This window comes from Aquamicrobium terrae, from assembly GCF_040545735.1.
GTDB lineage: Bacteria > Pseudomonadota > Alphaproteobacteria > Rhizobiales > Rhizobiaceae > Mesorhizobium > Mesorhizobium terrae_A.
Genome location: NZ_JBEPML010000006.1, coordinates 184,621 through 209,782 on the forward strand (window position 1 = coordinate 184,621; position 25,162 = coordinate 209,782).

Below are 25,162 nucleotides of genomic sequence, written 5' to 3' on the forward strand. Positions count from 1 at the left end.
GAGAGAAATTATACCATGGCTTGCCGGTCACCGGAACGTCTTCCTCGGGTCGAAGGCGTCGCGGGTGGCCTCGCCGATGAAGATCAGCAGGGAGAGCATGATCGACAGGGTGACGAAGCCGGTGATGCCGAGCCAGGGCGCGTTGAGGTAGCGCTGGCCCTGCTTGAGCATTTCACCCAGCGAGGCCGAGCCCGGCGGCAGGCCGAAGCCGAGGAAGTCGAGCGAGGTCAGCGTCGAGATCGAGCCGTTGAGGATGAAGGGCAGGAAGGTCAGCGTCGCCACCATGGCGTTGGGCAGAAGATGGCGGAACATGATGGTGCGGTTGGGCACGCCCAGCGCGCGCGCCGCGTTCACATATTCGAAGTTGCGCGCCCGCAGGAACTCGGCGCGCACCACGCCGACGAACGCCACCCATGAGAACAGCAGCATCAGGCCGAGCAGGATGAAGAAGCCGGGCGGCAGCACCGCCGCCACGATCAGCAGCAAATAGAGCACGGGGATCGCCGACCAGATCTCGATGAAGCGCTGGAACAGGAGGTCCACCCAGCCGCCGAAATAGCCCTGCACGGCGCCCGCCGAGACGCCGATGACGGCCGAGCCCAGCGTCAGGATCAGCCCGAACAGCACCGACACGCGGAAACCGTAGATGACGCGCGCCAGCACGTCGCGGGCCTGGTCGTCGGTGCCCAGCCAGTTCCAGTTGCCGAGGATGCAGTCGGGATCGGCCTCGCCTTGCGGATATTGCGCGCAGCGCGTGGCCGCATCGTAGCGCCACGAGGGCTTGGCCGGCGCCGCCTGCGGCACGGCGTTGTTGACGGTACGGTAGGAGTAGCGGATCGGCGGCCAGATCATCCAGCCATTGGCCTCGATCTCGTCGCGGATCACCGGGTCGCGATAGTCGGTGACGGCATAGAAGCCCCCGAATTTTTCTTCCGGATAGGCGACGATGACGGGGAAGAGGATCTCGCCCTTGTAGGAGGCGATGATCGGCTTGTCGTTGGCGATGAACTCGGCAAACAGCGAGGCGACGAACAGGACGAGGAAAATCCACAACGACCAGTAGCCGCGCCGGTTGGCCTTGAAGTTGGCCCAGCGCCGCTGGTTCAGCGGCGACAGCCACGGCCGCCGGCGCTTGGGCGCGCCGGCCTGTGCGCCGCTCTCCACAACCGCGTCCGCCATCACACGTCCCTCCGCTCGAAGTCGATGCGGGGATCGATCCAGGTATAGGTGAGGTCGGAGATGAGGCTGACGAACAGGCCGATCAGCGAGAAGATGTAGAGGTTGGCGAACACCACCGGATAGTCGCGGTCGACCACCGACTTGAAGCCGAGCAGGCCGAGCCCGTCGAGAGAGAAGATGTTCTCGATCAGCAGCGAGCCGGTGAAGAAGGCTGAGATGAAGGCGCCGGGAAAGCCGGCGATGACGATCAGCATGGCGTTGCGGAACACATGGCCGTAGAGCACGCGATGCTCGGACAGGCCCTTGGCGCGGGCCGTCACCACATATTGCTTGCGGATTTCATCGAGGAAGGAGTTCTTGGTCAGCAGCGTGGTGGTGGCGAAGGCCGACAGCACCATGGCCGTCAGCGGCAGCGCCAGGTGCCAGAAATAGTCGATGATGCGGTCCGGCCATGACATCTGCGACCAGTTATCGGATGTGAGGCCGCGCAGCGGGAACCAGTCATAGAAGGAGCCGCCGGCGAACAGCACCATCAGAAGGATGGCGAACAGGAAGCCGGGGATCGCATAGCCGATGATGACGATGCCGCTGGTCCAGGTGTCGAAGGCCGAGCCGTCCTTGACCGCCTTGCGGATGCCGAGCGGGATCGAGATCAGATAGGAGATCAGCGTGATCCACAGGCCGAGCGAGATCGACACCGGCATCTTCTCGAGGATAAGGTCGACCACCGAGATGTCGCGGAAATAGCTGTCGCCGAAGTCGAAGCGGGCATAGTTCCACAGCATCAGCCCGAAGCGCTCGAGCGGCGGCTTGTCGAAGCCGAACTGCTTCTCGAGCTTGGCGATGAATTCGGGGTCGAGGCCCTGCGCACCGCGATATCTGGTCGAGGCGCCGCCGCCGCCCGCCTCGAAGCCGCCCGCGCCGCCGAGGTCGCTGCCGCCGCCGGCGCCGAGCCGGTCGCTGGCATCGCCGCCCTGGCCGGTCAGGCGCGCGATGACCTGCTCCACCGGGCCGCCGGGCGCGAACTGGATGACGACGAAGGAGATCGCCATGATGCCGAAGAGGGTCGGGATCATCAGCAGCAGGCGGCGCAGGATATAGGCACCCATCAGGCGCTTCTCCCTCTTCTTGAACCGTCAGCCCTTGCCAATCTTCGCCGCCTTCTCGTGCTCGAACCACCACAGCGTCTCGACCGGGAAGCCGTAGTCGGGCTTGGGCTCCTTGAAGCCGAACATGTCCCAATAGGCGACCCGGTGATTCGCCAGATAATATGTTGGAATCCAGTCGAGCCTTGCGCGCAAGACCCGGTCGAGGGCGCGAAGCGCCGTGACCAGCTCGTCGCGGCTTTGCGCGCGGCCCGCCGCCTCCACCAGCGCATCGACCGCCGGGCTCTTCGTGCCCGGATAGTTGCGCGTGCCCGGCCGGTCGGCGGCGCGCGAATGGTAGAGCCCTTCCAGGGCCGAAAAGGCCGGCGTGGCGCCGATCAGCATCGCCATAAGCATCATGTCGAAGTCGAAATCGTTCTGGCGCGCCTGATATTGCGCCGAATCCACCACCCGCACCGAGGCGTCGATGCCGATGGATTTCATGTTTTCCGCCCAGGGCAGGAAGATGCGCGCCAGGGAATCGTCATTGGCCAGCATCTCGGCCTTCAGCGTCTGGCCCTTGTCGTTGGCCAGCAGCCGGCCGGACCGTTTCCAGCCTGCCTCGCCGAGCAGCTTCGCCGCTTGTCCCAGCATCCTGCGGTCGCGGCCGGAGGCGTCGGAAACGGGCTGCATCGCCGGTTCGCCGAAGGTTTCGGGCGGAAGTTCGTCACGGAACGGCTCCAGCAGCGCCAGTTCCTGCGCGGAGGGCGGGCCCGCCGCCTTGAAGTCGGACTTCTCGAAATTGGATTGGGAGCGGTCGTAGGAACCCGAAAACAGCGTGCGTTTCGTCCATTCGAAATCGAAGCACATGGCGATGGCGCGCCGCACGCGGACGTCGCGGAACTGCTCGCGGCGCTGGTTGAGCGCCATAGCCTGCATGGCAGGCCACTTTTCGCCGGCAAACTCGTGCTTCACGACGCGGCCGTCGGCAATGGCAGGAAAATTGTATTCCGAAACCCAGGTGCGCGCCGTGAATTCCTCGCGGAAATAGGTGTCGCCCTTCTTGAAGGCCTCGAAGGCGGCGTTGCGATCGCGATAGAAGTCGATGCGGATGCGGTCGAAATTGTACTGGCCGCGATTGACGGGCAGGTCGCGACCCCAATAGTCGGCCACCCGTTCGTATTCGATGAACTGGCCGGTCGCCACGCGGCCCACCTTGTAGGGGCCGGAGCCGAGCGGCGGGGCCATGCGGCCGGTGTCGAATTCGTTCTGCGTGTAGTAGGTCCTGGAGACGATCGGCATGCCGGTTACGGTCAGGATGGTCTGGGCCGACTGCTTGCCGGAAAAGGTGAGCCTCACGGTGTGTGTGTCGACCGCCTCGGCGGCGGTCAGTTCCGCCAGCGTCAGTGCCAGTTGCGGGTGGCCTTTCTCCTTGTAGAGCATCAGCGTGAAGGCGATGTCCTCGGCCGTCAGCGGCGTGCCGTCATGCCAGCGCGCTTCCGGTCGCAGCGCGAAATCGAAGCTGTTGCGGTCGTCGGAAATGGTGACGCTTTCGGCCAGCAGGCCGTAGAGGGCGTCGGGCTCGTCTAGCGCGCGCGCCATCAGCGCGTCGAAGCACAGTTCCATGCGCGGCGGGGCGTCGCCGCGCAGGGTGAAGGAATTGAGCGTGTTGAAGGTAAAGGGGCTCTGGTTGTAGGCCCAGTTCGGCGGCGGGAAATTGAAGGTGCCGCCCTTCGGCGCATCGGCATTGACATAGTCGAAATGCGGAAAATCGGGCGGATATTTCAGGTCGCCGAACGCCGACAGCCCATGCAGCTTCGTTCCCGTCGGGCTGTCGGCGAAGGCGTGCCGGGGCAAAAGCGCCGTGGCCGTCGCCGCGGCGCCGAGCGCGAGGAAATCGCGGCGGGGAAGGGCGGCCATCAATTGGCGCTCTGGTACTTGGCGGCCAGCGCCTTTTCCTTTTCCGGGTCGACCCACCAGGATTCGATATCGGCGCCGATATAGTCGGGCTGCTTGTCCGGCATGCCGAACTTGTTCCAGTAGGCCAGCCACAGGTTCGGTCGCGTGAACTGCGGCACGACGTAGTAGCTCCACAACAGCACCCGGTCGAGGGCATGCGTGGCGGCGATCAGGTCGTCGCGGTCGGTTGCGAAGATGACGCGGTTGACCAGCTCGTCGATCACCGGATCCTTGATGCCGGCCGTGTTGCGGGAGCCGGGCGTGTCGGCCGCGCGCGTGCTCCAGTAATCGCGCTGCTCGTTGCCGGGCGACTGCGACTGCGGCAGCACCTGAACGATCACATCGAAGTCGAAATCGTTGATCCGGTTGAGATACTGGCTGGTGTCGACGACCCGCAGGGTCACCGTCACGCCGATCTTGCGCAGCATCTCGATGAACGGATTGAGGGTCGGCCCCGAATCCTGGCTGGAATCGAGGATTTCAAAGCTGAACGGCTGGCCGGTCTCGACATTGGTCATGCGGCCGTTGCGGATTTCCCAGCCCGCTTCCTTGAACAGCGCCACCGCGTCGCGCAGGATCTTGCGCTCCGCCTGCGGATTGTCGAAGCGCGGCAGGGCAAATTCCTTCGTGAATACTTCCGGCGGCAGCTTGTCGCGATAATTTTCGAGGATTTCCAGCTCCTTGCCCTGGGGCAGGCCGCTGGAGGCGAAGTCGCTGCCCATGAAGTAGCTGGTGATGCGCGTGTTAAGCCCGAAGGACTGGGTGCGGTTCACCGTGTCGAAATCATAGGCGTAGGAAAGCGCCTGGCGCACGCGCCGGTCCTGGAAGATCGGGCGGCGGGTGTTCAGGATGAAGCCCTGCATATGTGCGCGGGCGTTCGACACGAACTCCTTCTTGATCACGTCGCCGGTCTTCACGGCGGGGAAATCATAGGCGGTCATCCAGCGGCGGCCGCTGTTTTCGGCGTTGATGTCCTCGAAGCCGCCCTTGGTGAAGGCCTGCCACGCGGCGTTGGAATCGAGGAAGTAGCGATAGCGGCGGGTGTCGAAATTCTCGCGGCCGATCTTCACCGGCAGTTTCGCGCCCCAATAGTCGGGCACGCGCTCCCAGATGATTTCCTGCCCCGGCCTGAAGCTCTTGATGCGATAGGCGGCGGAGCCGAGCGGCGGCTCCAGCGTTGGCCGGGTGATGTCGCGCTTGTTGCCCTTGGCGTCGGTGCCTTCCCACCAGTGCTTGGGCAGCACGGCGAGGTCGCCCATGATCTTGGGCAGCTCGCGGTTGCCCTTCTGGTCGAAGCGGAACTCGACCTCCCGCTCCCCTACCTTCACCGCTTCGGTGACGTTCTCGTAGTAGCGGTTGTACATCGGGCTGTTGGCCTTCAGCGTCTGGAAGGACCAGATCACGTCCTCGACGGTGATCGGCTGGCCGTCGTGCCAGCGCGCATCCGGGTCGAGCCGGTAGGTGGCCGAGGAATAGTCGTCCGGGAACTTGTAGGCTTCGGCCACCAGCGCATGGCTGACGCTGCCCTCGTCGGTCGCCTGCTCCATCAGCGTGTCATAGAGCAGCCCGCCGCCGAACGGGGCGAGGCCGGCGGCCGGTGTGCCCTGCACGATATAGGGGTTGAAGCTGTCGAAAGTGCCCTGCACCGTCGAATTCAGGATGCCGCCCTTGGGGGCGTCGGGATTGACATAGTCGTAGCGCTCGAAATTCTCGCCATATTTGGAGCCGCCGATGAGCGAGGAGGAAGTGTGCCATTCCTGGGCCTGCCCGGCGCCGACCCCGAGCGTCAGCACGGCGGTGGCAAGGAACGTGGTCATCGATGCCCTGATATGGTGAAAGCTCATCCCAATCCTTTCGCGACATGCCGGTGCGGCACTGTAATGGATTCCCCCGACGAGGGAATCGGATTGTGGCGATAATGCCGCGCCCGCCGTACAGTAGCAAAAAAGCCGGGCAGAACCCGGCTTTTTCAAGGATTTTCGGATTACGATTTCGTTATTCGGCCGGCTGCTCTGCGGGCTGGCCTTCCGGAGCCGGCGTGCCCTCGCTGGGCGCAGCCTCTTCGGCCGGCGCCTGCTCGGCGGGCGCGGCTTCAGTCGGGGCCTGTTCAGCGGGCGCTGCCTCGGTCGGAGACTGTTCGGCCGGAGCCTGTTCGGCAGGTGCTGCCTCGGCAGGCGCGGCATCGGCGGGGGCAGCTTCTTCGGCCGCGCCTTCGGGGGCGGCGCCCGCCTCGGGCAGCGGCACCGGGCTGTCGGCCTGCTCGCGCATATAGGCGATCAGGTTGGCGCGCTCGTCATCCTTCTTGAGGCCGGCGAAGCCCATGGCCGTGCCCTTCACGAAGCCCTTGGGCGAGGTGAGGAAGTGGTTGAGGTTCTCGAAGGTCCACTTCTCCTGGCCGCCCTTGGCGAATTCCTTCATGGCGCCGGAATAGGAGAAGCCCTCATGCGAGGCCACGGGACGGTCGACGATGGCCCACAGGTCCGGACCGACCTTGTTGGGGCCGCCCTTCTCGATCGAATGGCAGGCGGCGCACTTCTTGAACACGGCCTCACCGGCACCGGCGTCGGCGCTGGCCAGCAGATCGGCGATCGGGGTTTCCTCGGCTGCAGCACCGCCTGCCGCGCCGCCGGCATCGGCCTCGGCGGCCTCGATGGCGAAGCCCGGCGTCTCGGGAGCGTGGGTGGCAAACAGCGAATTGGAAACGATGCCGACCGAGAAAACGACGAAAACAGTTCCGAGCAAGCCGCCCAGGACCTTGTTGACCTCGAATGAATCCATACGCCCCAGGCTCCCTTTTCCGGCGGACCTCGCGTCCTCCGTCCGTCGGTAGTGCACGCACCGCCCCGAAAAGGCAGGGCGGCCAAATCGCGCGGAAACTAGGTCTTTTGCTCCGCTCTTGCAACACCTATAAGAGCGCTTCCAGTGAGACTTTTTGACACTTTATCACCAGTCCTTTCGCTCCATATGTCCACACTTGTCCTCATCCCGGCCCGCATGGCCTCCACCCGCCTGCCCGGCAAACCGCTGGCCGACATAGCCGGCGCACCGATGATCGTGCATGTGGCGCGCCGCGCCGCCGAAACGCGCCTTGGCCGGGTGGTGGTGGCGACCGACACCGCCGAAATCGCCGACGCCGTGAAGGCGCACGGCTTCGAGGCGGTGATGACGCGGGCGGACCATGAGTCCGGCTCCGACCGCATCTTCGAGGCGCTGACGCTGCTCGATCCGGGCCGCGAGGTCGAGACGGTCGTCAACATCCAGGGCGACCTGCCGACGCTCGACCCCGGCATCGTCGCCGCCGCGCTGCGCCCGTTCGAGGACGGCCGGGTCGACATCGCCACGCTCGGCGTCGAGATCGTGCGCGAGGAGGAAAAGACCAACCCCGCCGTCGTCAAGATCGTCGGCTCGCCGGTCTCGCCCGCGCGCCTGCGCGCGCTCTATTTCACCCGGGCCACCGCGCCGTGGGGCGAGGGGCCGCTCTATCATCATGTCGGGCTCTACGCCTATCGCCGTGCAGCGCTGGAGCGCTTCGTGGCGCTCGGTCCCTCGCCGCTCGAACAGCGCGAGAAGCTCGAGCAGTTGCGCGCGCTGGAAGCCGGCATGCGCATCGACGTCGAGATCGTGAAGTCGGTTCCGCTGGGCGTCGACACGCCCGAGGACCTCGAGCGCGCCAGAACCATTCTTTCCAGCTAAGTACTTTCCAGAACATACGGGGCCGGCCATGCCAGAAAAGACGAACAAGATTGCTTTCCAGGGCGAGCCGGGCGCCAATTCCGACACCGCCTGCCGCAACGTCCATCCGGCGATGGAGCCGCTGCCGTGCCCGACCTTCGAGGATGCGTTCAACGCGGTCGAGACCGGCAAGGCGGACCTTGCCATGATCCCCATCGAGAACACCATCGCCGGCCGGGTGGCGGATATCCACTACCTGCTGCCGGAATCGAAGCTGCACATCGTCGGCGAATATTTCCTGCCGATCCACTTCCAGCTCATGGTGCTGCCGGGCGTGGCGCGCAGCGAGATCAAGACGGTCCACAGCCACATCCATGCGCTCGGCCAGTGCCGCAAGTTCATCCGCAAGAACGGCTGGAAGCCGATGGTGGCGGGCGACACGGCGGGCGCGGCCAAGCTGGTGGCGGAAAAGGGCGAGCGCAGCATGGCCGCCTTGGCCCCCTCGCTGGCCGCCGAACTCTACGGGCTCGATATTCTGGAAGAGAATGTCGAGGACACCGAGCGCAACATCACCCGCTTCGTCATCCTGTCCAAGGGCAAGGACTGGGCCGAGCGTGCCGGCAACGCGGCGCGCATGATGACCACCTTCGTGTTCAAGGTCCGCAACGTGCCGGCTGCGCTCTACAAGGCGATGGGCGGCTTCGCCACCAACGGCGTCAACATGACCAAGCTGGAGAGCTACCAGCTCAACGGCGAGTTCACCGCCACCCAGTTCTACGCCGACATCGAGGGCCATCCGGACGATCCGCATGTCGCGCGGGCGCTGGAGGAGCTGCGCTTCTTCTCGCGCGAGGTGCGCATCCTCGGCGTCTACGAGGCCGATCACTATCGCGACGCGGCCGGTTCCGCCTACTGACGCTTATGCCGCGGCGTCCGCCCACGCCCTGATCAGGTGATGGGCGATGGCGCCCTGCGGCGGCACGACGAGCTGCTGCGGGTGCTGGCGGGCCAGCATGGCGCGCACCTCCTCGCGGCCGAACCAGCGGCAATCCTCCAGTTCGTTGGCATCGGTGCTGATGTCGTGGTTGAGCGGCTCGCCGTAGCAGCCGATCATCAGCGAATGCGGGAACGGCCATGGCTGGCTGGCGTGGTAGACGACGCGGCCGAGCCGGATGCCGGCCTCCTCGAAGGTTTCGCGCCGCACCGCGTCCTCTATCGTCTCGCCAGGCTCGATGAAACCGGCCAGCGCCGAATACATGCCGGGCGCGAAATGGCGGCCGCGCCCCATCAGGCATTTTTCCGGCGTGACGGTGAGCATGATCACCACCGGGTCGGTGCGGGGAAAATGGTCGATCCCGCAGGCCGGGCAATGGCGCCGGTAGCCGCCGGCGCGCATCCCGGTCTTCTGGCCGCAGCGGCCGCAGAAGCCGTGCGAGCGGTTCCATGCCAGCAAGGCCGAGGCCTGCGCCAGCGCGCCGATCTCGGCCTCGCCGATCAGGCCCTGCACATAGACGGTGCGGTGCTCCAGCATCTCCAGCCCGTCGAGCGGGTGCTCGGGATCGAGCCCGGCATGAAGGGCCAGCGCCGGCCCGTGGTCCGCAAGGCCGAGCAGGATGGCGGCTGCCGGATCGAAGCCGAGGCCCGCGCAGTCCGCGACCGTGAACCAGGGGTCGAAGCGCTCGCCGTCCGGTTTCAGCAGGATGCGCCCGCCGCCCAGCACCATGAGCCGCGCGGCGGGGTCGGTCAGTGCCTTCTCCACGCAGTCGTCTGGCCGTCGCTCGGACTGGCGGTCGATGCGGTTGCCGGCAAAGCCGACGAACTGGCTCGGTTCGCGCAGGGGTGCATCGAAGAAGGGGAAGCTCATCGGCGGGCTGGTCCGAAAACTGGCAGGCAAGCGCTTATAGCGCCGCCTTCACCTTTTCGGCAAACCGGCGCAGTTCCTCCGGCCGATAGGGTTCGCGCACGCCGTGCCCCCATACGGGGCCGGGCCATGCCGGGTCGTCCTCCCTGCGGGCGACGATATGGACGTGAAGCTGGCGCACGATATTGCCCAGCGCGCCCGTGTTGATCTTGGTGCAGTCGGTGACGCGCTTCAGCGCCTGCGCCACCATGTTGGTCTCGAAGGTGAGCATGGCCTGGTCAAGCGGCGCCATGTCGTGGATTTCCTCGGCCTCCGGGCGCTGCGGGACGAGTACCAGCCACGGCCAGCGGCGGTCGTTCATGACCCTCAGCTCGCACAGGCCGAGCCACATCAGCGGTTCGCTGTCCGCTTCGAGGCGGGCGTCGAGCGAAAAACCGGCCTTGAGCCCGGGCAGCATGGCGTCTCCCTTGAACCGGCGAAGCCGGGCATTGTGAACTGTGAGCGGTATTGTCGCCTATCCGGATCGAAACGGTAGTGCGAGGCGCTTTTCGCTGCAAGCGATTCCGCTCTTTAGCTATCATCGAATTTCGACTCGCCCTTGCATTTCGCGGTCGAATTGCCGATATGGACAGCGGGAGGTTGGTGGTGGACGGTCCACTCGCCAACCGGGTCAGGTCCGGAAGGAAGCAGCCCTAACGAGCCCGGAACGGGTCATTGTTCCAGCCTCCCGCCTTTCTTCGCCATCTTCGCGTTCATGACGGCATGCTCATTGACTGTGTCGGGGCGTGCGGGCGAAACTGGCTTTGCAGACGGCCGCTTCCGGTCGCGGTCCCCTGATGCTGGCTTGGAGCAGTGCTGATCGATGAACGACGCCGGAACCAGCGACGCAGGCGCTTTCGCAGCCGGGCAGGCGCCCGGGGCCTACCGGGTTCTCGCCCGCAAATACCGTCCTTCCGATTTTTCCCAGCTCATCGGCCAGGAGCCGATGGTGCGCACCCTCACCAACGCCTTCTCTTCCGGGCGCATCGCCCAGGCCTGGATGTTGACCGGCGTGCGCGGCGTCGGCAAGACGACGACCGCGCGCATCCTCGCCCGCGCCCTCAACTACCGCACGCCTGAGGTCGACCAGCCGAGCATCGACCTGTCGGTGCCCGGCGAGCACTGCCAGGCGATCATGGAGGGCCGCCATGTCGACGTGATCGAGATGGATGCCGCCTCCCACACCGGCATCGACGACATCCGCGACATCATCGACCGGGTGCGCTACGCGCCGGTGTCGGCCCGCTACAAGGTCTACATCATCGACGAGGTGCACATGCTGTCCACGCAGGCCTTCAACGGCCTGCTGAAGACGCTGGAGGAGCCGCCGCCGCATGTGAAGTTCATCTTCGCCACCACCGAGATCCGCAAGGTGCCGATCACGGTGCTGTCGCGCTGCCAGCGCTTCGACCTCAGGCGCATCGATGCCGGCCAGCTCGTGAACCATCTGGGGGCCATCGCCGCCAGGGAAGGCATCTCCATCGACGACGAGGCGCTGGCCATGATCGCGCGCGCGGCCGAGGGCTCGGCACGCGATTCGCTGTCGATCCTCGACCAGGCCATCGCACATAGTGGTGGGGCAGCGGGTGGCGGCGCGGTCACCGCCGAGGCGGTGCGTGCCATGCTGGGTCTCGCCGACCGCGGCCGCATCATCGACCTGTTCGAGCATCTCATGAAGGGCGACATCGCCGCCGCGCTGGCCGAATTCCGCGCCCAGTACGACACCGGCGCCGATCCGGCCGCCGTGCTAACCGATCTTGCCGAGTTCAACCATCTGGTCACCCGCCTGCGCTTTGTGCCGGACGCGGCCGAGGACGCATCGCTCTCCGAGGCCGAGCGCCGGCGCGGCGTCGAGTTCGCCGCCGCCCTTTCGGTCAAGGTGCTGTCGCGCACCTGGCAGATGCTGCTCAAGGGCATTCCCGAAGTGCAAAGCTCGAACCGTCCGGTCAGCGCGGCCGAGATGGTGCTGATCCGCATCGCCCACGCGGCCGACCTGCCGACGCTGGACGAGGCGCTGAAGTCGCTGGATGGCCAGCCGGCTCCCACGCCACGCGCCCCGGCTCCGCAGCCGCGCCCGGCGCCGGTCGAGGCCGGAAACGGCGCGCCGGCAAGTGCCATGGCCCAGCCGGCGATGCCTTCCATCATGCCGTCGTCCTCGGGCGGCGCGCAGACCATGCGGCTGGTCCAGGCCGCACCTGAACCGGTTTCCTTCACGCCGCCGCAGCCGGAACCGGAAGCGGTCCCGTCCCAGGTTTCGATCAAGTCGCTCGACGACATCGTGGCTCTGGCCGACAGCCATCGCGACGGGCTGTTCAAGGCGTTGGTAAGGCGGTGCGTGCGCCCGGTTCGCATCGAGCCGGGCCATGTCGAGGTCAGCCTGACCGAGGAAGCGCCGCGCACCCTGCTCAACGACCTCACCGTCAAGCTGAAGCAGTGGACGGGGCGGCACTGGGTGGTGTCGTTGTCCAAGGAGGAGGGCGGCCAGACGCTGGCTGAGATGGAATCGGTCCGGCGCGAGACGGCGCTGCTCGACGCCCGCAGCGATCCGGCCGTAGCGGCGATTCTCGCCCGCTTCCCTGGCGCGAAGATCATCGATGTGCGCATTCCCGACGCCCTGCAGGCGGAATCGGCGGATGAGGACACGCTGCCCGAACCGGAAGCCGACGAAGAAGATTGAACCAGTCCAGCCGGAACAACGCCGACAGGCGCTCCGGCCCAGCAACGCAAAGGATATCGCGATGAAGGATCTGCTCGGCCTGATGGGCAAAGCCAAGGAAATGCAGGCCAAGTTCCAGTCCATGCAGGAGGAGATCGCGCAACTCGAGGCGAGCGGGCAGGCGGGCGGCGGCATGGTCACCGTGACGCTGAGCGGCAAGTTCGAGATGAAGGCGCTGAAGATCGACCCCTCGCTGCTCAAGGAGGACGAGGTGGAAATCCTCGAGGACCTGATCCTCGCCGCCCACAACGATGCCAAGGTCAAGGTCGAGCAGGTGATGCAGGAAAAGACCCGGGAGCTGACCGCCGGCCTGCCGATCCCGCCCGGCATGAAGCTGCCGTTCTGAGACCCCTGGAAATACCGGGGCCCGCCTCGGCGGGCCGGTCCCGGAAGCCACAAGCCGGCAAAAAACGGCGCCTGCCATCATTTCGCCCGAAACTGTCTCATCTTAGCCACATCCGGGGATGTGGCGGCGACAGGAAGAGGGGACGATTTTTGATCGCCAAGCGATGGAAGACGCCAGCTTTGCTGGGCGCCGCCGGATCACTTGTGCTGCTCGCCGGCTGCAGCCAGACCACGCAAAGCCTTGCTCTGCACGACAAGACGGACACGTCGCCGTCGAAGACCTACACCTACCGCTATACGGAAAAAGACCGCGAATGCCTGCAGCGCGCGATCTTCTTCGAGGCCAACCGTTCCAGCCGTGACGGCATGATCGGTGTCGGCACGGTGGTGATGAACCGCCTCAAATCGGGCAAGCATGGCGACACGATCTGCCAGGTCGTTGGTGCGCCGCGCCAGTTCGCCCCCGGCGTGCTCAGCCGCAAGATGAATTCGAAAGCCCTGCCGGATGTGGTGGAAGCGGCCGATGCCGTGCTCAAGGGCGAGCGCCACCCGAAGATGAAGAACGCCATGTTCTTCCATACGGCCGGCCTCAAGTTCAAATACAACAACATGCATTATGTCGCGGTGGCCGGCGGCAACGCCTTCTATGAGAAGCGCGGCCGCAATTTCGAGCCGCTGCCGCCGGATTCCGAATTCCGCGTGGCCGCCGCGAGCCCGGCCGCCGCCGTGCCCCCTGTCACGACGAAGCTCCCCTCCGCCCCGGCGATCGCCAAGGAAAAGCCGGAAGCCGCGCCGGTCATGGTGGCAGCGGCCGCACCTGCGCCGCAACCTGCCGCCAAGCCGGACACGGACGTCATCACCACGGCTTCGGTGTCCGATACCGCGCAGCAGCAGCCGGTGATGGCCTTCGAGCAGACGCCGCAGGACACCAGCGCCATCGGCTCGCTGATCGTCAGCCAGGCAAGGCCGATGCCCGAATATTGAGGGCGCTCGCATTCCGCGAAACCTTGGGAAACGAAACGGTTCCCAGTTTCGCGGGACATGCTTTAAAACCCGGCTATGTCCAAGCGAATCGCCGGCCCCGAAATCGAACGTCTGATCCAGCTTCTGGCCAAGGTGCCGGGGCTCGGCCCGCGTTCGGCGCGCCGCGCGGCGCTGCATCTGATCAAGAAGAAGGACCAGTTGCTGGGGCCGCTCGCCGCCGCCATGGGCGAGGCGCTGGACAAGGTGCGCGTGTGCTCCACATGCGGCAATGTCGACACCGCCGATCCGTGCATCATCTGCAGCGACCCGCGCCGCGATCCGGCGACCCTGATCGTGGTCGAGGACGTATCGGACCTGTGGGCGCTGGAGCGCGCCTCGGCCATGAACGTGCGCTATCATGTGCTGGGCGGCACGCTGTCGCCGCTCGACGGCATCGGCCCCGACCAGCTCAATATCCGATCGCTGGTCGACCGTGTCTCCGCCGGCGAGGTCAAGGAAGTGATCCTCGCCGTCAACGCCACCGTGGAAGGCCAGACCACCGCGCATTACCTCACCGACCAGCTTTCCGGCCTCGACGTGAAGGTGACGAGGCTTGCCCACGGCGTGCCGGTGGGCGGCGAACTGGATTACCTCGACGAGGGCACTTTGGCGGCGGCGCTGAAATCGAGAACCGCATTCTGACCGGGAGGGCATCTGGATGAAGCGTGGATTGGTCGCTCTCTGTGCCGGCATTTTCGCCGTGCTGGCGCATGCCTCGCCTGTCTTGGCCGCGCCCGTCGATGACCAGTTCCGCGCCTGGCTGGCGAATGATCTGTGGCCGGAGGCGCGTTCGAAAGGCATCTCCAGAAAGACCTTCGACGCCGCCTTCGCCGGCGTGAAGCCCAATCTCAAATTGCCCGACCTCGTCCTGCCGGGCGAGAAGCCGAAGACGCCGAAGACCCAGCATCAGGCCGAGTTCGGGGCGCCCGGCGCCTATTTCGCCGAAAAGACGGTGGGCGCGGTGACGGCGGGCGGTCGCGCCCGCGCCGCCAGCCATGCCCGCACGCTGGCGGCGGTCGAGCGGCACTTCGGCGTGCCTGGCCCGGTCGTGCTGGCGATCTGGGGCCGCGAATCCGGCTTCGGCGCGGCCCGCATGCCCTATGACGCCTTCGAGGTGCTGGGCACCAAGGCGTTCATGGCCACCCGCAAGGACATGTTCCGCAAGGAGGTGCTGGCCGCCCTAGCCATGGTCGAGCGCGGCACTGTTACCCGCGGGGCGATGAAGTCGTCATGGGCCGGCGCGCTCGGCCAGCCGCAGTTCCTGCCCTCGTCCTTCCTCGAACATGCCGTGGACATGGATGGCGACGGCCGCGCCGACATCTGGAATTCGGTGCCCGACACATTGGGCTCCATCGCCAACTATCTCGTCCACCACGGCTGGCAGAAGGGCCGCGACTGGGGCTTCGAGGTGGTGGTGCCGGACAATGTGTCCTGCGCGCTGGAAGGGCCGGACATCGGCAGGCCGATCTCGAAATGGGCCGCAATGGGCATCCGGCGCGTCAATGGCAAGCCGTTCCCGGCGCATGAGGCGCGGGCCGAAGGCTTCCTTTTGATGCCGGCCGGGCGCAACGGGCCGGCCTTTATCGTCACGCCCAATTTCTACGTCCTCAAGGACTACAATATGAGCGACCTCTATGCCCTGTTCATCGGCCATGCGGGCGATCGCATCGCCTATGGCGACAAGGGCTTCGCCGGGCGCTGGGGCGCGGTGGACAAGCTCTACAGATCCGACATCGCCGGCCTGCAACGGGCGCTGGAGGCCAAGGGCTACGATGTCGGCGGCGCCGACGGCCTGCCCGGATTCAAGACGCGGCGCTCGATCGGCGACTGGCAGGCGAAGAACGGTCGCCCGGCCACCTGCTTCCCCGATGCCGGGCTGGTGCGCGCGCTGAAATAGCCCCGCTACAGACTTAAACCTATGCCGCCTCGGCCATTTGCCGGTGCACGTCCGCCAGGATTTCGAACGAGCGCAAGCGCGCCGCATGGTCGAACACCTGTGCGGTCACCATCAGTTCGTCGGCGCCGGTGCGGCGGATGAAGGCGTCGAGCCCGAGCCTCACGGTTTCGGGCGAGCCGGTGATGGCGCAGGACAGCGCATGGCCGAGCATGGCGCGCTCCTGCGCCCCGAGTTGTTCCGCATAGTTCTCCACCGGTGCCGGCAGCTTGCCGGGACGGCCGCTGCGCAGATTGACGAAGGCCTGCTGGAGCGAGCTGAACAGGTAGCGCGCCTCGTCGTCGGTCGGCGCGGCGACCACGTTGAGGCCGAGCATGACGTGCGGCTTTTCCAGGTGCGCCGAGGGTTCGAAGCGCGAGCGGTAAAGCTCCAGCGCCCGCTCCATCTCTGCCGGGGCGAAATGCGAGGCGAACGCATAGGGAAGGCCGAGCATGGCTGCGAGCTGCGCGCCGTAGAGGCTGGAGCCGAGGATCCAGACCGGCACCTTCTCACCCTCGCCGGGAATGGCGTGCACGCGTTGGCCTTCCGCCACCGGTTCGAAATAGGCCATCAGCTCGACCACGTCGCGCGGGAAATTGTCGACCGAGGCGTCGAGATTGCGGCGCAGTGCCTGCGCGGTCACCATGTCGGTGCCCGGCGCGCGGCCGAGGCCCAGATCGATGCGGCCCGGATGCAGCGCCGACAGCGTGCCGAACTGCTCGGCGATGATCAGCGGCGCGTGGTTGGGCAGCATGATGCCGCCCGCGCCGACGCGGATCGTGCTGGTGCCCGCCGCGACATGGGCGATCACCACCGCCGTGGCGGCGCTGGCGATGCCGGGCATGTTGTGGTGCTCGGCCAGCCAGTAGCGCTTGTAGCCGAGTCGTTCCGCATGGCGGGCGAGGTCGAGCGTGTTGGCGAGCGATTGCGCGACGGTGCCGCCTTGGGTGACGGGCGACAGGTCGAGGACGGAGAGTGATGTCATGCCGGGCTTCCGTGTCAGGTTGTGCCGGATATAGGGTGCGTGCATGGCGTGCGCAAACAGGGCGCCGGAAAGTGTCGTCGCAGTGCAACATGCCAGGAATTCATGGCTGGCATGCCGTTTTGGCGCTTGAAGTCTGGCGTTTGACCCGTATGTAGGGCACGCGAACCGATTTCAGGGAAGTAAAGTTGGCTATCTACAGGGAAAAAGACATTTTTGAGCGGCGCAATGCCGCTAGTGATGCAAAGAAGGCTCTTCTCGAGCGTTTCAAGCAGCGTCCGGCCGAAGACGATCCGCGCGTTCTCGCCCGCAAGGCCGAGCGTGAGGCCATTCTGGCCGCCCGTGCCGAGCGCGAGGCCGAGAAGGCCCGCCTGAAGCAGGAAAAGCTGGCCCGCGAGGCTGCCGAGCGTGCCGAGGCGGAGCGTATCGCCGCCGAGCAGGCCCGTATCCGCGAGGCCGAGGAAGCCGAGCGAATCGCTGCCGAACTGGCTCTCGAGGCTGAACGCAAGGCCAAGCGCGACGCGCGCTACGCCGCTCGCAAGGCCCGTGGCGGCCGCATGCCGCCGGGCTTCACCGTCCGCTGAACGCGCTATGGTCGTAAGTCCGAAGGACCGGCCCCGAACGGGGACCGGTCTTTTGGTGTTTGTGGCCGAAGCGCTGCCCGGAACCGGCGTGGTCGTAAATCGCCGCGAGTGATGGCAATTCCGGTCGAGATGCAGCAGTCTCTCATCCCGGCCGGGATCGCGGGAACCGATCTGTTCGTCATCCGGACAGGCTGCGCTTCGCCGTCCGCCGATAGGCAGGAATCACGGGACCGGCTATCAGGCGGCCAGTTTCAGGCCGATGATGCCGGCAACGATGAGGCCGATGCAGGCGAGCCTCGCCACGGTTGCCGGCTCGCCCAGCAGCCAGATGCCGAGCAGGGCCGTGCCCACCGTGCCGATGCCGGTCCACACCGCATAGCCGGTGCCGACCGGCAGATGCTTGAGCGCGAGCCCCAGCAGCACGACGCTTATAATCATCGACAGCGCGGTGAGAACCGTCGGCAGCGGCTTCGTAAAGCCATCGGTGTATTTGAGGCCGATCGCCCAGCCGGTTTCGAACAGGCCGGCGATGAACAGCAAAATCCAGTGCATGGAACGCTCCGTCTCGATGGCGGGTCGTCCCGACCTTGATCATGAATTTCAGCCTGCCTCAATCCGCCGATACCAGCCGGGCGTGCCAGTGGCTAATGGACCAAGCCTGAAACGGTGGGGTCGTCCCCACGGTTCGGGACATAAGTCCGGACGGAAAAAGGATCAAGGGCCGCAATCGCATCACTGCAATGCACCGGAGCAAGTCAGGATCGGGTTCGGGGCTTGAGGCCGAGCGACCGGTCCCGGCGATGCCGTGAAAGGAGCTTTCCTTGCTTCTTTGCGGCGGCGGCGGCGGCGGATGGGAGCCTGAGGGACCCTTGCAGCTCCATCCGGCCCGACCAGTCGCCGGTGCCGCTTCAAAGGTGAAATGATCTGGTCTGCCCGTCATTCCCGGCCTCGAAATGAGCGAAGCGAATTGAGAGCGTCGGGAATCCATGCCGGACCCTTCAAACGTCACGGGATGGATCGCGGACAGCCGCCGCTTCGCTGCGGCTTCCGGGATGAAGGGAGGGAGTTGCGCTGCCAACCGGCATGGGCCGGCCGGTTCGGCGGTCGTTAGCTGCAAGCGAAAATTTTCCCCTTCTCTGCCGGGAATTTCCCTCCGTTTGCGGTGAGGATACCTTCTGCAACGCCGCCTTCCTTGCGGGACGGTAAAAGGGCTACTCCGTCAAAATCCGAAATGTTATCGCCTACTCGGCGTCCTCGACGACGCGCAGCCGGAGTTGTCCGGTCTTCGAAGCCGCTGTGCGCGCGGTCGAGGCGCCGGTCTTTTCGTCCGTCTCATCCGCCGTGCCGCCGCCGAATTCCAGCGCCTCGATCTTCTGCCCGCGCTTTGTCACCTTGGTGGTGGAGACGAGGATGTCGTCGATATCCTTCGAGGCCTGCCCGAAATGGGTCTGCAATTTGCGCACCCGCTCGTCCAGCCGGCTCACATCCTCCATCAGGCGGATCACCTCGCCCTGGATGACGTGGGCCTGCTCGCGCATGCGGGCGTCCTTGAGGATGGCCTGGATCACCTGGATCGACAGCATCAGCAGCGAGGGCGAGACGATGACGATGCGCGCGCGGTGCGCGCGCTGCACCAGCGCCTCGAAATTCTCGTGGATCTCGGCGAACACGGATTCGGAGGGCACGAACATGAAGGCCGTGTCCTGCGTTTCGCCTTGCAGCAGGTATTTGTCGGCGATGTCGCGGATATGAACCTCGACGTCGCGGCGGAAGGCCTGTGCCGCCGCCTTCTGCGTCTCCGCCGTTTCGGCGGCGCGAATGGTGTTCCAGGCCTCGAGCGGGAATTTCGCGTCGATGACCAGCGACGGCGCGTCGTTCGGCATCTTCACCAGGCAATCCGGCCGGCTGCCGTTGGAAAGCGTGGCCTGGAACTCGTAGGAGCCCATCGGCAGGCCGTCGGCGACAATCGCTTCCATGCGCGACTGGCCGAAGGCGCCGCGCGTCTGCTTGTTGGAAAGGATCGCCTGGAGCTGCACCACCTGCCCGGCCAGCGCCTGTATGTTGCCCTGCGCGCTGTCGATGGTGGCCAGTCGCTCCTGCAATCTGGCGAGGTTCTCGTGGGTGGCGCGGGTCTGTTCGCTGATGGTCTGGCCGAGCCGCCCGCTCATGGCGTCGAGGCGCTGGCCGATCGACTGCGTCAGCTCCGCCTGCCGCGAGCCGAACACTTCGGCGATGGCGCCCATGCGGCCCTGCATCTCGGCCTGGCTGCGCAATATCTCGGCCATGCGCGCTTCCGCGTCGCGGGCATTGTCGGCCGCTTCCGCCGCGGCGGCCGCGCGCGCATTGGCCGATCGCCACAGGGCGACGACCATCGCCACCAGCAGCGCGGCGAACAGCAAGGCGCCGAACGCCAGCAACTGGCCGAGCGTGATGGTCGTGGCGCCGAGCTGGATAATGGGCAGGGAGAGGGGGCCGGGCAGGTCGTTCATCGGCGCACCATAACAGATTCGCCCCCTTCGGCCAGATCAAAACGTGAACGGATATCGATCTGCCCGGTTGACGCCGCACCGGCGAGGTCTTAGGTGAGCGCAATGACGATCAAGCCGCTCATCATCCTTCCCGATCCGTTGCTGCGCCAGATGTCCAGGCCGGTGGAGCGTGTCGACGATTCGCTGCGCAAGCTGGCCGACGACATGCTGGAGACGATGTATGAGGCGCCGGGCATCGGCCTTGCCGCCATCCAGGTCGGCCTGCCCCTGCGGCTTCTGGTGATCGACCTTGCCAAGGAGGACGAGGAGCCGGCCCCCCATGTCTTCGTCAACCCGGAAATCCTGCACAGCAGCGACGAGCGTTCGGTTTACGAGGAAGGCTGCCTGTCGATCCCCGAATATTATGCCGAGGTCGAGCGCCCGGCCACGGTGCGGGTGAAATATGTCGACCGCGACGGCAAGGCGCAGGAGATGGCTGCCGAAGGGCTGATGGCCACCTGCCTGCAGCACGAGATCGACCATCTCAACGGCGTGCTGTTCATCGATCACATCTCGAAGCTGAAACGCGACATGGTCATGCGCAAGTTCCGCAAGCTGGCGCGCGAGAAGCCGGCCGGCCGTCTCGTCGGCTGAGACCATGGCCTTGCGCGTCGTCTTCATGGGCACGCCGGATTTTTCCGTGCCCACGCTGCGCGCCATTGCCGAAGCCGGCCATGACGTCGCCGCCGTCTACACGCAGCCGCCGCGGGCGGCCGGAAGGCGCGGGCTGGAACTGACCCCGTCGCCGGTGCAGCGCGAGGCCGAAAGGCTGGGCATCGCCGTCTCGACGCCGCTGTCGCTCAAGGGAGACGAGGAGCAGCAGGCCTTCCGGGCGCTGCAGGCCGATGTGGCGGTGGTCGTCGCCTATGGGCTGCTGTTGCCGCGCGCCATTCTGGACGCCCCCCGCTTCGGCTGCCTCAACGGCCATGCCTCGCTGTTGCCGCGCTGGCGCGGTGCCGCTCCCATCCAGCGCGCCATCATGGCCGGCGACGCCGAAACCGGCGTCATGGTCATGCGCATGGAAGAGGGGCTGGACACCGGCCCGGTGGCGCTGACCAGCAAGCTGTCGATCGGGCCGGACATGACGGCCGGCGAGCTGCATGACGAATTGATGCCGGCCTGCGCGGCGCTGATGCTGGAGGCGCTGGCGAAGCTGGAAGCCGGAACGCTCGCCTTTACCCCGCAGCCGCAGGAAGGCGCGCTCTACGCCAGAAAGATCGCCAAGGCGGAAACACGGGTCGACTGGAGCTGGCCGGCGCGGGACGTGCACAATCATATACGCGGCCTGTCGCCGTTTCCCGGCGCCTGGTGCGAGTTCGAGGCGGGCGGCAAGCCCGAACGGCTGAAGCTGCTGCGCTCGACGCTGGCGGATGGTGCCGGCGAACCCGGCACGGTGCTCGACGACGGTCTCACCATTGCCTGCGGGGCCGGCGCGGTACGGCTCACCGAGGTGCAGCGGGCCGGCGCGCGCCCTGTCGCTGCGCCAGAGTTCTTGCGCGGGGCGCGGCTGTCGACGGGGATGAAGCTGTCATGAATGCCATACGTACCGCCCGCCCGGAGGATCGCGCCGCAATCCGCACCGTCGAGGAACGGGCCTTCGGCCGCACCGACGAGGCCGATCTGGTCGATGCGCTCGTCGCCGCCGGCGATGCCGTGCTCGAACTGGTCGCGGAGCGGGACGGACACATCGTCGGCCATATCCTGTTCACCCGCCTTGCCGTGGAAAGTGGGGAGCAGGACATCGATGCGGTCGCGCTCGCGCCGCTGGCGGTCCTGCCCGATTTCCAAGGCAAGGGGATCGGCAGCGCGCTGATCGTCGAGGCGCATCGGTGTTTGCGGGATCAGGGCGAAACATTGTCGGTGGTGCTGGGCGATCCCGCCTATTACGGCCGCTTCGGTTATCGTCATGACCGCGCGGCGGGGTTCGACAGCGTTTTCCAGTGCGAGGAACTGATGGCGCTGGCCTGGGGCGCCGCGCCCTTGCGCGGCCGGCTGGCCTATGCGCCGGCCTTCGGCGCCGAAGCGGGCGGCTGAGGACGTCATGCCGCGCTATCGGCTCGATCTGGAATATGACGGCGGCCCCTATGCCGGCTGGCAGCGGCAGGCCGGCCATCCTTCGGTGCAGCAGGCCATCGAAGAAGCCATTTTCAAGCTGAGCGGCGAGACGGTGTCCATTCGCGGCGCCGGCCGCACCGATGCCGGCGTGCATGCCACGGCGCAGGTCGCCCATGTCGATCTGGCCAAGGACTGGCGCGGCGACACGGTGCGCGATGCGCTCAACGCCCATCTCCAGCAGGCCGGCGAACGGGTGGCCGTCCTCAAGGCGGCACAAGTGGCCGATGACTTCGACGCCCGGTTCTCGGCGCTCGGCAGGCACTATATCTATCGCATCTCGAACCGCCGCGCGCCGCCGGCTCTGGAAAAGGGCAAGGTGTGGTGGGTGCCGAGGCATCTCGACGCCGGGGCCATGGACGAGGCGGCCAGGCTGTTGCTCGGCCGCCACGACTTCACCACCTTCCGCTCCGCCCAGTGCCAGGCCAACAGCCCGGTGCGCACGCTCGACCGGCTCGACGTCACGCGCCTTGGCGATGTGATCGAGATCAGGGCCTCGGCCCGCTCCTTCCTGCACAACCAGGTGCGCTCCATGGTCGGCTCGTTGAAGCGGGTCGGCGACGGGGCGTGGACGGCGGCCGACCTCAAGGCCGCGCTGGAGGCCGCGAGCCGGGCGGCCTGCGGCCAGGTGGCGCCGCCCGACGGGCTCTATCTGATCGGCGTGGACTACCCCGATCAGCTTCGCTGAAGCGCCAGATGCGCGCCGAGGCCGATGAGGATCGCGCCTCCCGCCCGTTCCATGAGGCGGCGCGCCGAGACCGACCGCGACAGTCTTTCGGTGAGGCTGCGCGCCAGCAGAACGCTGGCGATGTCGGCCGAGGTGAAGATCAGGTTGGTCATGGTTCCGAGGATGAGGAACTGCGCCCATACCGGAAGGGCGGCCGCCGGATCGATGAACTGCGGCAGGAAGGCCACGAAGAAGATCGCCGTCTTGGGATTCAGCACATCCACGATCACGCTTTCGATGAAGGCGCGCCGCGTCGACTTGGCCGGCATGGCCAGCGGCGGCGCGCCGTCCTTCGCCTTCTTGCGGAAGAACGAGATGCCGAGCCACACCAGATAGGCCGCGCCGGCGAGCTTCACCACGGCGTAGAGCGTGGGGACGGCATGGAACAGCACCGAAAGCCCGGCCGCGGCCGCGATCACATGCACATAGCCGCCGACATGGATGCCAAGCACCGCCATCAGGCCGCCGCGGGTGCCGCGGGCCAGCGTCTGCGCGGCGCTGTAGAGCATGGCGGGCCCCGGAATGTAGGCGAACAGCACCGCTGCGATCAGGAATTGCAGGATGGTTTCCAGTGCGGGCATGGCTTTCTCCCTCGGCCGGACCCGTCCGGCGGTTGTTCTAGCGTGGAATGACGATCCCCAGCAAAGACTGGAGGCTGAACAGGACGACCAGCGATGTGGCGAACATGCCGGCGAAGACCGCCGAGCCGACCGCGGGGCCCTTGCCGATGGCGGCATTGGTCATGCGCCAGCCCAGCACCAGCGATGCGAGGAACAGGAGCAGCGCCACCAGCGTGGCCGCCTCGCCCGCCGAAGGCATGAACAGCCGCATCAGGGCGGAAGGCAGAAGCATCCAGGCAATGATGGCCGAGGCCCAGTTGCTCGCCACCACGTAGTGCACGAAGCGGTTGCCGATGCCGGCATAGGGGGCCACCAGAGCCAGCGCCACCAGCGGCAGCACCCAGCTTCCGAGATCGACCAGCGCCAGCCGCACGACCATGGAGAAGCGCCCGGAGACGATCAGCGGATCGCCGATCTCGTTGGCGACGCCGACCCAGCCGACGACCAGCGCCGGGACAGCGACCAGCAACGCCTGGAAGGAATTCCAGAACCCTTCGGCGGAAAGATCGAGCAGGCGCAGCCCGTCCGGCTTTCCCATCATCAGGCGCCAGGCGCCGGCAAGCGATGTCTGGATTTCGTCCGCCGACAGCACGTCTACCTGCTCCCGAACCAGTCGCCGATGAAGCGTCGGTAGATCTGCGTCAGCGTCTCGAGGTCCGCCAGCTGCACCCGCTCGTCGACCATGTGCATGGTCTGGCCGACAAGGCCGAACTCGACCACCGGGCAATAGTCCTTGATGTAGCGGGCGTCGGAGGTGCCGCCCGAGGTGGACAGGGCCGGGTGCATGCCGGTCACCGCCTCGACCGAACGGGCCAGCGTGCCGATCAGCTTGTCGTCATGCGTCAGGAAGACATGGCTGGGGTTATCGCGCCACGCCAGCTCGAACTCGACCGGCTCCTTGCGGTCCTTGCGGTATTTGCGGCGGCGGCTGGCGGTATCGAGGCGGTTGTGGATCTCGGCCTGCAGGCTTTCCACGGTCCAGGTGTCGTTGAAGCGCACGTTGAAGGCAGCGCTTGCCCGCGCCGCGATGACATTGGTGGCCGGGTTGCCGACATCGATGGAAGTGACCTCCAGATTGGTCGGCTGGAAGCGCTCGGTGCCGGCATCGAACGGGGGATCGAGCAGGGCGTCGACCAGCGTCATCAGCCCGCGCACCGGATTGTCGGCCAGATGCGGATAGGCGGCGTGGCCCTGCCGGCCGAGCACCGTGAGCGTGGCCGACAGCGAGCCGCGGCGGCCGACCTTGACCATGTCGCCGAGCCTTTCCGGGTTGGTCGGCTCGCCGAGCAGGCAGGCGTCCCATGCCTCGCCCCTGGCGGACGCCCATTGCAGCAGCTTGGCGGTTCCGTTGATGGCCGGGCCTTCCTCGTCGCCGGTGATCAGCAGCGAGACGGAGCCCGAAGGGCCGCCGGTTTCCTCGACATGCCTTGCAAGTGCGGCCACGAAGCAGGCGATGCCGCCCTTCATGTCGACGGCGCCGCGCCCGTACATTTCGCCATTGGCGATCTCGGCGGCGAAGGGAGGGTGCTTCCAGGCGGCCTCGTCGCCCACCGGCACCACGTCGGTATGGCCGGCGAACATCAGGTGCGGGCCGTCGCCGGCGCGGCGGGCGTAGAGGTTTTCGATGTCCGGCGTGCCGGCCTCGGAGAAGGTCGGGCGTGCCACCGCGAAGCCGAGCGGTTTCAGCATGTCCTCCAGCACCGCCAGCGCGCCGCCTTCCGCGGGGGTGACGGAGGGGCAGCGGATCAGCTTGGCGAGGTTCTGGGCGGGGTCGGTCGGCAGCATCATGGCCAAACC

25 protein-coding genes and 1 other RNA gene are annotated in these 25,162 nt (G+C 66.4%); 13 read left to right on the forward strand and 13 right to left on the reverse strand.

Annotated features, from left to right (window positions below; all coding sequences use genetic code 11):
- Nucleotides 1-27 precede the first annotated feature (27 nt).
- From ABID37_RS11090 to ABID37_RS11110, 5 genes are all read right to left on the reverse strand, one after another.
- Nucleotides 28-1,179, reverse strand: coding sequence for an ABC transporter permease (locus ABID37_RS11090; protein WP_354194617.1), 1,152 nt, complete (start codon nucleotides 1,177-1,179; stop codon nucleotides 28-30).
- Entirely contained in the window at nucleotides 1,179-2,288 is a 1,110-nt protein-coding gene (locus ABID37_RS11095) for a microcin C ABC transporter permease YejB (RefSeq protein ID WP_354194619.1), read from the reverse strand. Before ABID37_RS11095 ends, ABID37_RS11090 begins: the two co-directional genes overlap by 1 nt.
- Before the next feature lie 27 nt (nucleotides 2,289-2,315).
- Entirely contained in the window at nucleotides 2,316-4,184 is a 1,869-nt protein-coding gene (locus ABID37_RS11100; RefSeq protein ID WP_354194621.1) for an extracellular solute-binding protein, read from the reverse strand.
- Nucleotides 4,184-6,040, reverse strand: coding sequence for an extracellular solute-binding protein (locus ABID37_RS11105; protein ID WP_354194623.1), 1,857 nt, complete (start codon nucleotides 6,038-6,040; stop codon nucleotides 4,184-4,186). Before ABID37_RS11105 ends, ABID37_RS11100 begins: the two co-directional genes overlap by 1 nt.
- A gap of 178 nt (nucleotides 6,041-6,218) precedes the next feature.
- Entirely contained in the window at nucleotides 6,219-7,001 is a 783-nt protein-coding gene (locus tag ABID37_RS11110; RefSeq protein WP_354194624.1) for a c-type cytochrome, read from the reverse strand.
- A gap of 186 nt (nucleotides 7,002-7,187) precedes the next feature.
- Here ABID37_RS11110 and ABID37_RS11115 point away from each other — a divergent pair, with 186 nt between their 5' ends.
- Nucleotides 7,188-7,916, forward strand: coding sequence for a 3-deoxy-manno-octulosonate cytidylyltransferase (locus tag ABID37_RS11115; RefSeq protein ID WP_354194626.1), 729 nt, complete (start codon nucleotides 7,188-7,190; stop codon nucleotides 7,914-7,916).
- A gap of 28 nt (nucleotides 7,917-7,944) precedes the next feature.
- Nucleotides 7,945-8,811: a prephenate dehydratase gene (locus tag ABID37_RS11120; protein ID WP_354194628.1), complete on the forward strand. Its 867-nt coding sequence runs from the start codon at nucleotides 7,945-7,947 to the stop codon at nucleotides 8,809-8,811.
- Between the two features lie 3 nt (nucleotides 8,812-8,814).
- On the opposite strand, the gene nudC is transcribed toward ABID37_RS11120, so the two are convergent.
- Both nudC and ABID37_RS11130 read right to left on the reverse strand, forming a co-directional pair.
- Nucleotides 8,815-9,759, reverse strand: a complete 945-nt coding sequence (nudC, locus tag ABID37_RS11125) for an NAD(+) diphosphatase (RefSeq protein WP_354194629.1) — start codon at nucleotides 9,757-9,759, stop codon at nucleotides 8,815-8,817.
- A 34-nt stretch (nucleotides 9,760-9,793) separates the two neighbouring features.
- Nucleotides 9,794-10,213, reverse strand: coding sequence for an HIT family protein (locus tag ABID37_RS11130; protein ID WP_354194631.1), 420 nt, complete (start codon nucleotides 10,211-10,213; stop codon nucleotides 9,794-9,796).
- A gap of 177 nt (nucleotides 10,214-10,390) precedes the next feature.
- Here ABID37_RS11130 and ffs point away from each other — a divergent pair.
- From ffs to ABID37_RS11160, 6 genes are all read left to right on the forward strand, one after another.
- An RNA gene (gene ffs / locus ABID37_RS11135) (signal recognition particle sRNA small type) lies at nucleotides 10,391-10,487 on the forward strand.
- A gap of 131 nt (nucleotides 10,488-10,618) precedes the next feature.
- On the forward strand, nucleotides 10,619-12,472 hold the full coding sequence (locus tag ABID37_RS11140; RefSeq protein ID WP_354194633.1) for a DNA polymerase III subunit gamma/tau: 1,854 nt from the start codon (nucleotides 10,619-10,621) through the stop codon (nucleotides 12,470-12,472).
- 61 nt (nucleotides 12,473-12,533) lie between these two features.
- Nucleotides 12,534-12,857 (forward strand): YbaB/EbfC family nucleoid-associated protein, encoded by a 324-nt coding sequence (locus tag ABID37_RS11145; RefSeq protein ID WP_354194635.1) that lies wholly within the window; start codon nucleotides 12,534-12,536, stop codon nucleotides 12,855-12,857.
- A 149-nt stretch (nucleotides 12,858-13,006) separates the two neighbouring features.
- A complete protein-coding gene (locus tag ABID37_RS11150; protein ID WP_354194637.1) occupies nucleotides 13,007-13,840 on the forward strand; it encodes a cell wall hydrolase in 834 nt (277 codons plus the stop codon).
- A 75-nt stretch (nucleotides 13,841-13,915) separates the two neighbouring features.
- Complete coding sequence (gene recR / locus ABID37_RS11155; RefSeq protein ID WP_354194639.1) at nucleotides 13,916-14,521, forward strand: recombination mediator RecR; 606 nt, start codon at nucleotides 13,916-13,918, stop codon at nucleotides 14,519-14,521.
- A gap of 16 nt (nucleotides 14,522-14,537) precedes the next feature.
- Entirely contained in the window at nucleotides 14,538-15,776 is a 1,239-nt protein-coding gene (locus ABID37_RS11160; protein WP_354194641.1) for a lytic murein transglycosylase, read from the forward strand.
- A 19-nt stretch (nucleotides 15,777-15,795) separates the two neighbouring features.
- Here the strand turns inward: ABID37_RS11160 and ABID37_RS11165 are convergent, their stop codons facing one another.
- Nucleotides 15,796-16,797, reverse strand: coding sequence for an LLM class flavin-dependent oxidoreductase (locus tag ABID37_RS11165; protein ID WP_354194643.1), 1,002 nt, complete (start codon nucleotides 16,795-16,797; stop codon nucleotides 15,796-15,798).
- Nucleotides 16,798-16,982: 185 nt separating this feature from the next.
- Here ABID37_RS11165 and ABID37_RS11170 point away from each other — a divergent pair, with 185 nt between their 5' ends.
- On the forward strand, nucleotides 16,983-17,378 hold the full coding sequence (locus ABID37_RS11170) for a DUF6481 family protein (RefSeq protein WP_354194645.1): 396 nt from the start codon (nucleotides 16,983-16,985) through the stop codon (nucleotides 17,376-17,378).
- Between the two features lie 237 nt (nucleotides 17,379-17,615).
- Here ABID37_RS11170 and sugE read toward each other — a convergent pair whose 3' ends face one another.
- Nucleotides 17,616-17,930, reverse strand: coding sequence for a quaternary ammonium compound efflux SMR transporter SugE (gene sugE / locus ABID37_RS11175; protein WP_354194647.1), 315 nt, complete (start codon nucleotides 17,928-17,930; stop codon nucleotides 17,616-17,618).
- A gap of 689 nt (nucleotides 17,931-18,619) precedes the next feature.
- Nucleotides 18,620-19,867: a DNA recombination protein RmuC gene (locus tag ABID37_RS11180; RefSeq protein WP_354194649.1), complete on the reverse strand. Its 1,248-nt coding sequence runs from the start codon at nucleotides 19,865-19,867 to the stop codon at nucleotides 18,620-18,622.
- 102 nt (nucleotides 19,868-19,969) lie between these two features.
- Here ABID37_RS11180 and def point away from each other — a divergent pair, with 102 nt between their 5' ends.
- From def to truA, 4 genes are read left to right on the forward strand one after another with little or no spacing between them, the layout of a single operon-like run.
- On the forward strand, nucleotides 19,970-20,500 hold the full coding sequence (def, locus tag ABID37_RS11185; protein ID WP_354194651.1) for a peptide deformylase: 531 nt from the start codon (nucleotides 19,970-19,972) through the stop codon (nucleotides 20,498-20,500).
- A gap of 4 nt (nucleotides 20,501-20,504) precedes the next feature.
- Nucleotides 20,505-21,440 carry a methionyl-tRNA formyltransferase gene (gene fmt / locus ABID37_RS11190; RefSeq protein WP_354194653.1) on the forward strand — a complete coding sequence of 312 codons (936 nt, stop codon included), beginning with the start codon at nucleotides 20,505-20,507 and terminating at the stop codon, nucleotides 21,438-21,440.
- On the forward strand, nucleotides 21,437-21,940 hold the full coding sequence (locus tag ABID37_RS11195; RefSeq protein WP_354194655.1) for a GNAT family N-acetyltransferase: 504 nt from the start codon (nucleotides 21,437-21,439) through the stop codon (nucleotides 21,938-21,940). The genes fmt and ABID37_RS11195 overlap by 4 nt, the downstream gene beginning before the upstream one ends.
- A gap of 7 nt (nucleotides 21,941-21,947) precedes the next feature.
- A complete protein-coding gene (truA, locus tag ABID37_RS11200; RefSeq protein ID WP_354194657.1) occupies nucleotides 21,948-22,706 on the forward strand; it encodes a tRNA pseudouridine(38-40) synthase TruA in 759 nt (252 codons plus the stop codon).
- Here the strand turns inward: truA and ABID37_RS11205 are convergent.
- The 3 genes from ABID37_RS11205 to dapE are packed head-to-tail and all read right to left on the reverse strand — an operon-like array spanning nucleotide 22,694 to nucleotide 25,153.
- Nucleotides 22,694-23,326, reverse strand: a complete 633-nt coding sequence (locus ABID37_RS11205; protein ID WP_354194659.1) for a LysE family translocator — start codon at nucleotides 23,324-23,326, stop codon at nucleotides 22,694-22,696. The genes truA and ABID37_RS11205 overlap by 13 nt on opposite strands.
- 37 nt (nucleotides 23,327-23,363) lie before the next feature.
- Nucleotides 23,364-23,957, reverse strand: coding sequence for a transporter (locus ABID37_RS11210; protein WP_354194661.1), 594 nt, complete (start codon nucleotides 23,955-23,957; stop codon nucleotides 23,364-23,366).
- Between the two features lie 2 nt (nucleotides 23,958-23,959).
- A complete protein-coding gene (gene dapE / locus ABID37_RS11215; protein ID WP_354194663.1) occupies nucleotides 23,960-25,153 on the reverse strand; it encodes a succinyl-diaminopimelate desuccinylase in 1,194 nt (397 codons plus the stop codon).
- Nucleotides 25,154-25,162: the final 9 nt, after the last annotated feature.

Bases quoted from the DNA above. Each gene is read 5' to 3' on its own strand.
- ABID37_RS11090 (WP_354194617.1), bottom strand. From the start codon at position 1,179: ATGGCGGACGCGGTTGTGGAGAGCGGCGCACAGGCCGGCGCGCCCAAG.
- ABID37_RS11095 (WP_354194619.1), bottom strand. From the start codon at position 2,288: ATGGGTGCCTATATCCTGCGCCGCCTGCTGCTGATGATCCCGACCCTC.
- ABID37_RS11100 (WP_354194621.1), bottom strand. From the start codon at position 4,184: ATGGCCGCCCTTCCCCGCCGCGATTTCCTCGCGCTCGGCGCCGCGGCG.
- ABID37_RS11105 (WP_354194623.1), bottom strand. From the start codon at position 6,040: ATGACCACGTTCCTTGCCACCGCCGTGCTGACGCTCGGGGTCGGCGCC.
- ABID37_RS11110 (WP_354194624.1), bottom strand. From the start codon at position 7,001: ATGGATTCATTCGAGGTCAACAAGGTCCTGGGCGGCTTGCTCGGAACT.
- ABID37_RS11115 (WP_354194626.1), top strand. From the start codon at position 7,188: ATGTCCACACTTGTCCTCATCCCGGCCCGCATGGCCTCCACCCGCCTG.
- ABID37_RS11120 (WP_354194628.1), top strand. From the start codon at position 7,945: ATGCCAGAAAAGACGAACAAGATTGCTTTCCAGGGCGAGCCGGGCGCC.
- nudC (WP_354194629.1), bottom strand. From the start codon at position 9,759: ATGAGCTTCCCCTTCTTCGATGCACCCCTGCGCGAACCGAGCCAGTTC.
- ABID37_RS11130 (WP_354194631.1), bottom strand. From the start codon at position 10,213: ATGCTGCCCGGGCTCAAGGCCGGTTTTTCGCTCGACGCCCGCCTCGAA.
- ABID37_RS11140 (WP_354194633.1), top strand. From the start codon at position 10,619: ATGAACGACGCCGGAACCAGCGACGCAGGCGCTTTCGCAGCCGGGCAG.
- ABID37_RS11145 (WP_354194635.1), top strand. From the start codon at position 12,534: ATGAAGGATCTGCTCGGCCTGATGGGCAAAGCCAAGGAAATGCAGGCC.
- recR (WP_354194639.1), top strand. From the start codon at position 13,916: ATGTCCAAGCGAATCGCCGGCCCCGAAATCGAACGTCTGATCCAGCTT.
- ABID37_RS11160 (WP_354194641.1), top strand. From the start codon at position 14,538: ATGAAGCGTGGATTGGTCGCTCTCTGTGCCGGCATTTTCGCCGTGCTG.
- ABID37_RS11165 (WP_354194643.1), bottom strand. From the start codon at position 16,797: ATGACATCACTCTCCGTCCTCGACCTGTCGCCCGTCACCCAAGGCGGC.
- sugE (WP_354194647.1), bottom strand. From the start codon at position 17,930: ATGCACTGGATTTTGCTGTTCATCGCCGGCCTGTTCGAAACCGGCTGG.
- ABID37_RS11180 (WP_354194649.1), bottom strand. From the start codon at position 19,867: ATGAACGACCTGCCCGGCCCCCTCTCCCTGCCCATTATCCAGCTCGGC.
- def (WP_354194651.1), top strand. From the start codon at position 19,970: ATGACGATCAAGCCGCTCATCATCCTTCCCGATCCGTTGCTGCGCCAG.
- fmt (WP_354194653.1), top strand. From the start codon at position 20,505: ATGGCCTTGCGCGTCGTCTTCATGGGCACGCCGGATTTTTCCGTGCCC.
- ABID37_RS11195 (WP_354194655.1), top strand. From the start codon at position 21,437: ATGAATGCCATACGTACCGCCCGCCCGGAGGATCGCGCCGCAATCCGC.
- truA (WP_354194657.1), top strand. From the start codon at position 21,948: ATGCCGCGCTATCGGCTCGATCTGGAATATGACGGCGGCCCCTATGCC.
- ABID37_RS11205 (WP_354194659.1), bottom strand. From the start codon at position 23,326: ATGCCCGCACTGGAAACCATCCTGCAATTCCTGATCGCAGCGGTGCTG.
- dapE (WP_354194663.1), bottom strand. From the start codon at position 25,153: ATGATGCTGCCGACCGACCCCGCCCAGAACCTCGCCAAGCTGATCCGC.